11 protein-coding genes are annotated in these 8880 nt (G+C 64.1%); 9 read left to right on the forward strand and 2 right to left on the reverse strand.

The annotated features are described in order from the left end of the window. The first annotated feature begins 187 nt into the window (after positions 1-187). The 7 genes from glnK to ACYQ2W_RS16765 all read left to right on the forward strand — a co-directional run bounded on the left by glnK (position 188) and on the right by ACYQ2W_RS16765 (position 5181). Positions 188-526: a P-II family nitrogen regulator gene (glnK, locus tag ACYQ2W_RS16735; protein ID WP_459869511.1), complete on the forward strand. Its 339-nt coding sequence runs from the start codon at positions 188-190 to the stop codon at positions 524-526. A gap of 33 nt (positions 527-559) precedes the next feature. After that, on the forward strand, positions 560-1813 hold the full coding sequence (locus ACYQ2W_RS16740) for an ammonium transporter (protein WP_459869535.1): 1254 nt from the start codon (positions 560-562) through the stop codon (positions 1811-1813). 456 nt (positions 1814-2269) lie between these two features. Beyond that, positions 2270-2563 (forward strand): hypothetical protein, encoded by a 294-nt coding sequence (locus ACYQ2W_RS16745; protein WP_459869513.1) that lies wholly within the window; start codon positions 2270-2272, stop codon positions 2561-2563. Between the two features lie 24 nt (positions 2564-2587). Next, on the forward strand, positions 2588-3667 hold the full coding sequence (locus ACYQ2W_RS16750) for an FAD:protein FMN transferase (protein WP_459869515.1): 1080 nt from the start codon (positions 2588-2590) through the stop codon (positions 3665-3667). Positions 3668-3988: 321 nt separating this feature from the next. Next, positions 3989-4363: a ribosome hibernation-promoting factor, HPF/YfiA family gene (hpf, locus tag ACYQ2W_RS16755; protein ID WP_459869517.1), complete on the forward strand. Its 375-nt coding sequence runs from the start codon at positions 3989-3991 to the stop codon at positions 4361-4363. Positions 4364-4555: 192 nt separating this feature from the next. After that, positions 4556-4783 carry a type II toxin-antitoxin system Phd/YefM family antitoxin gene (locus tag ACYQ2W_RS16760; protein WP_459869519.1) on the forward strand — a complete coding sequence of 76 codons (228 nt, stop codon included), beginning with the start codon at positions 4556-4558 and terminating at the stop codon, positions 4781-4783. Beyond that, entirely contained in the window at positions 4780-5181 is a 402-nt protein-coding gene (locus ACYQ2W_RS16765; RefSeq protein WP_459869521.1) for a type II toxin-antitoxin system VapC family toxin, read from the forward strand. The genes ACYQ2W_RS16760 and ACYQ2W_RS16765 overlap by 4 nt, the downstream gene beginning before the upstream one ends. 89 nt (positions 5182-5270) lie before the next feature. On the opposite strand, the gene ACYQ2W_RS16770 is transcribed toward ACYQ2W_RS16765, so the two are convergent. Then, positions 5271-6209, reverse strand: a complete 939-nt coding sequence (locus tag ACYQ2W_RS16770) for a response regulator (protein ID WP_459869523.1) — start codon at positions 6207-6209, stop codon at positions 5271-5273. Between the two features lie 157 nt (positions 6210-6366). Further along, a complete protein-coding gene (locus ACYQ2W_RS16775) occupies positions 6367-6603 on the reverse strand; it encodes an RND transporter (RefSeq protein ID WP_459869526.1) in 237 nt (78 codons plus the stop codon). A 95-nt stretch (positions 6604-6698) separates the two neighbouring features. Here ACYQ2W_RS16775 and hslV point away from each other — a divergent pair, with 95 nt between their 5' ends. After that, on the forward strand, positions 6699-7241 hold the full coding sequence (gene hslV / locus ACYQ2W_RS16780) for an ATP-dependent protease subunit HslV (RefSeq protein ID WP_459869529.1): 543 nt from the start codon (positions 6699-6701) through the stop codon (positions 7239-7241). Positions 7242-7372: 131 nt separating this feature from the next. After that, positions 7373-8707: an ATP-dependent protease ATPase subunit HslU gene (hslU, locus tag ACYQ2W_RS16785; protein ID WP_459869532.1), complete on the forward strand. Its 1335-nt coding sequence runs from the start codon at positions 7373-7375 to the stop codon at positions 8705-8707. The last annotated feature ends 173 nt before the right edge of the window (positions 8708-8880 follow it).

Raw genomic sequence — 8880 nt, forward strand, 5'->3', positions numbered from 1 at the left:
GCGTTCCCTGGCTTTACGGGAAATCTTTGTAAGAGATTGTTTTGTTGTAAAAAATCTGTAATGGCACAGGAGCTGCAAAAGTCAGGGCGCGAGGGGCGCATCGGGTGCAGGCCGTGGCCACGGTGCAAGACAACGCGACCGATCGTCCCACCCGGTTTTCATTCAGCCGTTAAAGGGGATTTTTTCGATGAAACTCGTAACTGCCATCGTCAAGCCGTTCAAGCTCGACGACGTCCGCGAGGCGTTGTCCGAGGTGGGCGTCCAGGGCATCACCGTCACCGAAGTGAAGGGCTTCGGGCGCCAGAAGGGGCATACCGAACTCTATCGCGGCGCCGAGTACGTGGTGGACTTCCTGCCCAAGATCAAGGTCGAGGCCGCGGTCTCCTCCGATCAGGTGGAGCAGGTGGTCGAGGCGATTACCAACGCCGCGCGCACCGGCAAGATCGGTGACGGCAAGATCTTCGTCTACGACCTCGAACAGACCGTCCGCATCCGCACCGGCGAGTCCGGCGCTGAAGCGCTTTAATCCAACCTCCGGAGGCAGTACCCAATGGAAGCGATGAACGCGATTCTCGAAACGAAATACGCCCTCGACACCTTCTACCTGTTGATGTCCGGCGCCCTGGTGATGTGGATGGCTGCCGGCTTCGCGATGCTCGAAGCGGGTCTGGTGCGCGCCAAGAACACCACCGAGATCCTGACCAAGAATGCGGCGCTGTTCGCCATCGCCTGCATCATGTACATGGTAGTGGGTTACAACATCATGTACCCCGCCAGTGCGGTGAACAGCTGGTTCCCCGGCGTCGCCTTCATGCTGGGCGGTGACCATGAGCTAAAGACCCTGCTGGATGGTGGCGACGGTGCTCCCACCTATTCCAAGATGGCCGATTTCTTCTTCCAGGTGGTGTTCGTCGCCACCGCCATGTCGATCGTCTCCGGTGCGGTGGCCGAGCGCATGAAGCTGTGGGCCTTCCTCGTCTTCGCGGTGGTGATGACCGGCTTCATCTACCCGATGCAGGGCTACTGGAAGTGGGGCGGCGGTTTCCTCGATGGTCTCGGCTTCCTCGACTTCGCCGGTTCCGGCGTGGTGCACCTGTGTGGTGCCGCCGCCGCCCTGGCCGGTGTCCTGCTGCTCGGTGCGCGTAAAGGCAAGTACGGCTCCAACGGCGAGATCAACGCCATCCCCGGTGCCAACCTGCCGCTGGCCACCCTCGGCATGTTCATCCTGTGGCTCGGCTGGTTCGGCTTCAACGGCGGTTCCGAGCTGAAGGTCTCCGATGTGGGCGAGGCCAACGCGGTCGCCCTGGTCTTCGTCAACACCAATATGGCCGCCGCCGGTGGTCTGGTGGCTGCGCTGATCACCGCCCGCCTGATGTTCGGCAAGGCCGATCTGACCATGGCGCTCAACGGTGCCCTGGCCGGCCTGGTGGCGATCACCGCCGAACCGCTCACCCCCACCCCGCTGCTCGCCACCATCATCGGTGCGGTCGGCGGTGTGCTGGTGGTCTTCGCCGTGGTCACCCTCGACCGTCTGAAGATCGACGACCCGGTCGGTGCCATCTCGGTGCATGGCGTGGTCGGCATGTGGGGCCTGCTGGCGGTGGTGCTCTCCAACCCCGAGGCGACCCTGATGGCGCAGCTGACCGGTCTGGTCACCATCTTCGCCTGGGTGTTCGGCTCCAGCCTGGTGGTGTGGGGCGTGATCAAGGCGATCATGGGCCTGCGCGTCTCCGAAGAGGAGGAGTGGGAAGGCGTCGACCAGGCCGAGTGCGGTATGGAGGCCTATCCGGAGTTCACCGCCTCCGGCAAGTAACCCCCTCCCGAAAAAAAAGCGGGGCGTCCCTTGGGGGACGCCCCGCTTTTTTTCGGGTATTGCTTTTTTCGGGTGTTGGCTCGGACTTTCCTGTGTTGGGGCGTCGAGACGCCCGTCCGGCAAGGCGTGCAAAGGGGCGCATACTCGTTGTATGCAACCCTTTGCGCAACGCCGCCGGGCGGAGTAGATCGGCGCTCCAACACAGGAAGTTATTCTCTCGCGAGCCCTCAAAGCTCGCGATGGTGGGCGGGTGCCATGCCCCGGGGCTTCTCGCGGGGAAGGTGGACCCCATTCCTGATCGTCGTTTCATCGGCGCCGTTCGTCATTTTCCAGGAGCGGGGTCCCGGGCCTGTCTTATACTCCTTATTAGAGACGTAGCGGGGCCGCTGATTTGACGGCGTCGGGCGTCAAGCTTTACTCTTCCGGTAACGAAGCGGATATCTACGGGTTGTCATCATGGAAATCAAAAACGTCGCTCTTGAACAGGCCGTCGCACAACGTCAGCGCACCGACAACGGTGGCAAACAGGCGAAGGTCGAAGAGGAGTCGCGGGGCTCCCAGGGGGATCGGATCTCCATTTCCGCGGAGGCGGAGTTGCGGGCCGAGCCGGGCTCGGGGCGTATCCAGGACCCGGAGGCCGCTCGCGCAACGGCCCGTCAAGTGAGCGACCTGATCGGGAGCAGCGGAGGGGTTGCCCTGATGGCACACTCCCGCGTCTCTCCGCAGGTGATGCAGACCCTTGGCGGTTGATCTCTACCGAGGACCCCGCGCCGGATGATTGCACCTCTCCATCGGTTGTTCTACGCGCCCCGCCCCTCATGGCGGGGCGTTTTCTTTCTCCTCCTCGCGCTGTTGGTCGCCGGCTGCTCCCGGCCGCCGGAACCCTACCAGGAGCGGATCTACATCTTCGGTACCCTGGTGGATCTCACCATCTGGGGAGCGCCGGAGGAGAAGGCCCGCGAAGCGGCCGCCACCCTGGCCCGCAGTTTCGAGAAGGAGCACCACGAGTGGCACGCCTGGAAGCCCGGGGCCCTGACCGATCTCAATGCGGCCATCGCCCGCGGTGAGCCGCACGCCGTTCCCGACACCCTGGTGCCGCTGCTGGTTCAGTCCAAGGCCCTCTACCGCGCCAGCGGCGGGCTGTTCGACCCGGCCATCGGCGGGTTGATCGGGCTGTGGGGATTCCATCAGGACGAGCCCCCGCATGGGGAGCCGCCACCGCCCAACGAGGCGATCGAGCGCTGGCGGGCGGCCAATCCCACCATGGACGACCTGACTATCGACGGCAACGTGGTCACCTCCCACAACCGGGCGGTGCAGCTCGATTTGGGCGGATTCGCCAAGGGGTATGCCGTGGATCGCGCCATCGAGGCGCTGAAGTCCATGGGAATCGGCAACGCCATCGTCAACGCCGGCGGCGACCTGCGCGCCATCGGCAGCAAGGACGGCCGTCCCTGGCGGGTCGGCGTGCGTCATCCTCAGGGCAAGGGGGTGTTGGCGGCGATCGAGGTGACCGGTGACGAGAGCGTCTTCACCTCCGGCAACTACGAGCGCTACAACGAGTACAAGGGGGTGCGTTACGCCCACATCCTCGACCCTCGCACCGGCATGCCGGTGCAGGGGATCACCTCGGTGACGGTGATCCACGACAACGGCGCCGAGGCCGACGCCGCCGCCACCGCGCTGGTGGTGGCCGGCGTCGACAAGTGGTGGGAGACCGCCCGCTCCATGGGGATCCGCTACGCCATGGTGGTGGAGGAGAACGGTACCGTCCACCTCAACCCGGCGATGCGCGACCGGGTCACCTTCACCGGCGAGACGCCCCCCCTGGACGTCAGCAAGCCGCTCTTCTGAATTTCGCCTACGCTATCCCCACGCTTATCGCCTCCCCCTCCACGGGGGACGGCGGCTTGTGCTCGCCTGTTTGCTTGAAAAGTTCTTAATAAACAAATCGCTGGCATGGGGCTGGATCTTTTTTTGCGCCCTGCTACTGTTTGTAATGGGAACGCAACAATGATTAGAAGATTGATCCGTAGACCCACATATCCCGTTCTCACTATCCGTGGAAACCGCTTGTTCCCTCCGGAACCGCCTCGGGCGTTTCGGTGTCTGTCTATATGGGCCGGGGATACTTGGCCTTCACTTCCGAAAACCTAAAGTACCGGGAGGTGCTGTATGAAACTTCCTCTGCAGATCACAGCGCGCGACATGCCCATGACGGAAGCCATCGAGAGCGCCGTCCGTGAGAAGGCCCAGAAGCTGGAAACCTTCCACGATCAGATCATGGGTTGCCGTGTGGTGGTCGAGAGCCCCCACAATCACCAGAACAAGGGCAAACTGTTCAATGTTCGCCTCGACATCACGGTGCCGGGGGGGGAGTTGGTGGTGAAGCGCGAGCCGCGCGAAGACCTCTATGTCTCCATCCGCGACGCCTTCGACGCGGCACGGCGCCAATTGAAAGAGCACGCCAGTCGCCGTCGTGGGGACGTGAAGAGCCATGCGTCGAAGAACCCGCCCACCGAGCCGGAGGGCGAGCCGCTGCTGGTGTAATCAGCCGCCACTGAAAGGTTGAAGAGGGGAAACGGCGCGGGCGACTGCGCCGTTTTCTTTTGTGATTCCACGATGGCCGAAGTGGCGTTGGGCGGGGTTGCACGGGAGGTGTTTCGCGGGGGCGGCTTGCACTTGGCCCGGATGTGTATTCCGGTCTATAGTCATGACCATGGTCACTTGGAGTTTGTTGTGATGCGGACATTGAAGGCATCGGAATTCAAGGCGAAGTGTTTGGCTTTGATGGACGAGGTGGCCCGTGGTGGCGAGGAGGTGGTGATTACCAAGAACGGGGTGCCGGTGAGCAAGCTGGTCCCGGTGCGCACCCCGCCGGAAAGTCTATTCGGCCGCCACCGTGGGCGGATTGCCAGTCGGGGAGACGTCGTCGGGCCGGTGGAAGACGCGTGGGAGGCGGAGGGGTGATCCTGCTCGATACCCACGCCCTGATCTGGCTCGACGAGGGAAGCCCGCGACTGGGGGTGGAGGCTTTGCGGCGGATCGACGATGCGCTTGTCGGGGAGCGGCTGACCGTTTCCGCCATCAGCTTCTGGGAGGTGGCGATGTTGCGCGCAAAAGGGCGGCTGGAACTGCAAATGGGCGTGGCGCAGTGGCGATCCGACCTGCTCGCAGCCGGTCTGCGGGAGACCCCGGTTAACGGTTCAGTGGGCATCGTCGCGGCGGAATTGAGCGGATTCCATGGTGACCCTGCGGACCGTTTGATCGTTGCCACCGCCCTCGGGGCGGGAGCAACGCTGGTTACCGCCGATCGTCGTATCCTGGATTGGCGCGGGGGCTTGGAACGTTGCGACGCCTCCCTGTAGCGGGATTAGCAAGGGGTGAAGGGGCATCGTGAGCAACTACAGAAGCGACGTATGGAACCATCCAGGACGGGTTCGGATGTCACCTCGTCTCACCCGCCCCGCAACGTGGTGATGAACCGCGCCAGATTCTCATTCTTCATCGGATCGTCGTCGGCGAAGGTGACGCCGAGTTGGTATTGGGTCGCCTGCTGGCTGGGCGGGTTGGCCTGGATGCGGTGGACGAAGGCGTTCATCCGCAGGGTCTCGTTGACCTGACTCGCCTCGATGTCCACCACCACCGGCTCCAGCAGGTTGGGCAGCGGGTCCTCGCGGCGGGTGACCAGTTCCAGGCCGGCGAGCTTGATGTCCTTGATCACGCTGCGCACCATCTGGTCGGCGAAGCGCAGCTGGGCGGTGGGCATCGGTGCTTTGGACGCGGTGGGGACCGCGGCCGGCTTGCCGCCGGTGAGGATGGCGACCGAGTCGGCCGCGGGGGACTGGGGTTTTCCTTGGGGCCTGGGAGAGGCGCTTTTCGCTCCGCCGGTGAGCACGTCCACCGAGCCGGCGGCGTGGCCCATCGGGCGTTTCGGTGGCGTTTTGGCGCCGCCGGTGAGGATCGACACCGAGTCGGAGGCGGGACCCTCTTGCCTGGTGGGGCGGGTGGATACGCCGGCCTTCTTCAGTGCCTGGCCCACTTTGCTCAGCAGCCCGTCGATGGTGAAGGGTTTCACCACGTAGTTGTCGACCCCCGCCTGGACCGCCTTCACCACGTGTTCGCGGTCGCCGCGGCTGGTGACCATGACGAATGGGGTCTTGCTCATCTCCGGGTGGGTGCGTACCCAGTGGAGCAGTTCTTCGCCCGACATCTCGGGCATCTCCCAGTCGCAGAGGATGATGTCGTAGTGGGCCTTTTCCAGGAACTGCTGGGCCTGTTTGCCGTGGATCGCCTCGTCGATGAGAAAGTCCGGGTACTTGGAGCGAATTCCCTTGCGGATGAAGTCGCGGATGAAGGTGGCGTCGTCCACCACCAGCAGGCGGAGGCGGCTCATGGGTGATGCCCTCCCCCCACAAAACGTCCGGAGGGCGCCCCCCGGCGGCGCCACAGCTGCGATGCGGTGCTTGCCAGGGGGTTGCCATTGCCTGCGCGCTGCGTCTTGTCCTGGTGCCGCTGGAGGGCGCCGACGGGCGATTTGCGGGTGGAGGGCATCACATTGACTCCGGGTGGCTCTTCAGCCAGGCGATCCGCCCCAGTTTCGCCCCGAGCAGCAGCACCGGCGCGCCGTGGAGGAAGAGGTCGAAGATGTCGATGGGGCGGCTCAGGCTGCCGTCGGCCAGCATCTTCAGCTTCTGCCAGAGGTGGGGTTCCGGTACGAAAGGGGCGAGGCCGAGGGCGAGGGCGGCCACCGCCAGCATGTCGAGGGGGATCTTGTCCAGCAGCTGCATCGTGAGCGCCATTGAGGGGGATTGGTGGAGCGATTCTATCGACTCGGGGCGGATGGTGTAAAATTGACCCCTTTTTCCACACGGGAGACGGAATCTTGGAACAGTATCGTGGGACCACCATCCTCTCCGTGCGCCGCGGCGGGCGGGTGGTGATCGGTGGCGACGGCCAGGTCTCCATGGGCAACACCGTGATGAAGGGCAACGCCCGCAAGGTGCGCCGCCTATACAACGGTCGGGTGATCGCCGGTTTCGCCGGGGGCACCGCCGATGCCTTCACCCTCTTCGAACGCTTCGAGGCGAAACTGGAGAAACACAGCGGCAACCTCACCCGGGCGGCGGTGGAGCTGGCGAAGGATTGGCGCACCGATCGCATGCTGCGCCGTCTTGAGGCGCTGCTCTGCGTCGCCGACCGCGAAGCGTCGCTGATCATCTCCGGCAACGGGGATGTGATCGAGCCGGAGGAGAGCTTGATGGCGATCGGCTCCGGCGGCCCCTTTGCCCAGGCGTCCGCCCGGGCGCTGCTGGAGAACACCGAACTTCCGGCCCGCGAGATCGTCGAGAAGGGATTGCACATCGCCGCCGACATCTGCGTCTACACCAACCACAACCTCACCATCGAAGAGCTCGAGTGTGAGTGAAGATTTTTGTCCGCAAAGGAACGCAAGTGAACGCGAATGAAGAGAGATCAGAAGAGCGCCTAGTGCTATCTGTTTTTTTATTTGCGTTCATTCGCGTTCATTTGCGGGCCTTTTTTCCTTAAAGGTTTCCCATGACTGAGATGACCCCCCGCGAGATCGTCCAGGAGCTGGACAAGCACATCATCGGCCAGGAGGCGGCCAAGCGTGCCGTGGCCATCGCGCTGCGCAACCGGTGGCGCCGCACCCAGGTGGATCCCAAGCTGCGCAACGAGATCACGCCGAAAAACATCCTGATGATCGGCCCCACCGGCGTCGGCAAGACCGAGATCGCCCGCCGGCTGGCGAAGTTGGCCCGCGCACCGTTTCTCAAGGTGGAGGCGACCAAATTCACCGAGGTGGGCTACGTCGGGCGCGACGTGGAGTCGATCATCCGCGATCTGGCCGATGCGGCGGTGAAGATGGTGCGGGTGGCGGAGATGGAGAAGGTGGGTCACCGGGCCGAGGAGGCCGCCGAGGAGCGGGTGCTCGATGCCTTGCTGCCGCGGCCCCGCGCCAGCAACTGGGAGGAGGAGGCGGAGCCGAAGGACTCCTCCACCCGCCAGAAGTTCCGCCAGAAACTCCGCGCCGGCGAGCTGGACGACAAGGAGATCGAGGTGGAGGTGAGCGGTGTCTCCCTCGGGGTCGAGATCATGGCGCCCCCCGGCATGGAAGAGATGACCAGCCAGCTCCAGGGGCTGTTCCAGAATCTCGGCTCCAATCGCACCAGGTCGCGCAAGCTGAAGGTGGCCGAGGCGCTGCGCCTGCTGCGCGAGGAAGAGGCGGCGAAGATGGTCAACGAGGAGGAGATCAAGGTGCGCGCCGTCGAGTTGGTGGAGCAGCACGGCATCGTCTTCCTCGATGAGCTGGACAAGGTGGCCAAGCGTTCCGAGGGGGGCAGCGGTACCGACGTCTCCCGCGAGGGGGTGCAGCGCGACCTGCTGCCGCTGGTGGAGGGCTCCACGGTGAGCACCAAGTACGGCATGGTGAAGACCGACCACATCCTCTTCATCGCCTCCGGCGCTTTCCATCTGGCCAAGCCTTCGGATCTGGTGCCGGAGCTGCAAGGACGGTTGCCGATCCGGGTCGAGCTGGAGCCGCTGGGGGTGAAGGAGTTCCTGCGCATCCTGAGCGAGCCCGACGCCTCGCTCACCGAACAGTATGCCGCGCTGCTGAAGACCGAGGGGTTCGAGATCGAATTCACCGATGAGGGGCTGGAGCGGCTGGCGGAGGTGGCCTTCCAGGTCAACGAGCGTACCGAGAACATCGGCGCCCGGCGGCTGCACACGGTGATGGAGCGGCTGCTGGAAGGGCTCTCCTTCGAGGCCCCCGACCGCTCCGGCCAGCAGGTGACCATCGACGCCGCGTACGTGGATGAGCAGTTGGCCGACCTGGCCATGGACGAGGATCTGAGCCGGTATATCCTTTGACGTGCGGTGGCCGCCACGGGTTTTAAATTGGCGATGTCTGAATTACGTGTTGCGATCGATAGCTAGCGCCGTTGTTTACTGTAGGAGCGGCCCTTAGGCCGCGATCACGACGGAGTGAGGCGCCTCGATTTGGCAAGTGGTAGGAACGGACATGGCGCCATCGCGGCCTAGGA

The organism is Endothiovibrio diazotrophicus (assembly GCF_054657215.1).

What these genes read in the sequence shown, in the direction of transcription:
- glnK (WP_459869511.1), top strand. Translation starts at nt 188, where the DNA reads ATGAAACTCGTAACTGCCATCGTCAAGCCGTTCAAGCTCGACGACGTC.
- ACYQ2W_RS16740 (WP_459869535.1), top strand. Translation starts at nt 560, where the DNA reads ATGAACGCGATTCTCGAAACGAAATACGCCCTCGACACCTTCTACCTG.
- ACYQ2W_RS16745 (WP_459869513.1), top strand. Translation starts at nt 2,270, where the DNA reads ATGGAAATCAAAAACGTCGCTCTTGAACAGGCCGTCGCACAACGTCAG.
- ACYQ2W_RS16750 (WP_459869515.1), top strand. Translation starts at nt 2,588, where the DNA reads ATGATTGCACCTCTCCATCGGTTGTTCTACGCGCCCCGCCCCTCATGG.
- hpf (WP_459869517.1), top strand. Translation starts at nt 3,989, where the DNA reads ATGAAACTTCCTCTGCAGATCACAGCGCGCGACATGCCCATGACGGAA.
- ACYQ2W_RS16760 (WP_459869519.1), top strand. Translation starts at nt 4,556, where the DNA reads ATGCGGACATTGAAGGCATCGGAATTCAAGGCGAAGTGTTTGGCTTTG.
- ACYQ2W_RS16770 (WP_459869523.1), bottom strand. Translation starts at nt 6,209, where the DNA reads ATGAGCCGCCTCCGCCTGCTGGTGGTGGACGACGCCACCTTCATCCGC.
- ACYQ2W_RS16775 (WP_459869526.1), bottom strand. Translation starts at nt 6,603, where the DNA reads ATGCAGCTGCTGGACAAGATCCCCCTCGACATGCTGGCGGTGGCCGCC.
- hslU (WP_459869532.1), top strand. Translation starts at nt 7,373, where the DNA reads ATGACTGAGATGACCCCCCGCGAGATCGTCCAGGAGCTGGACAAGCAC.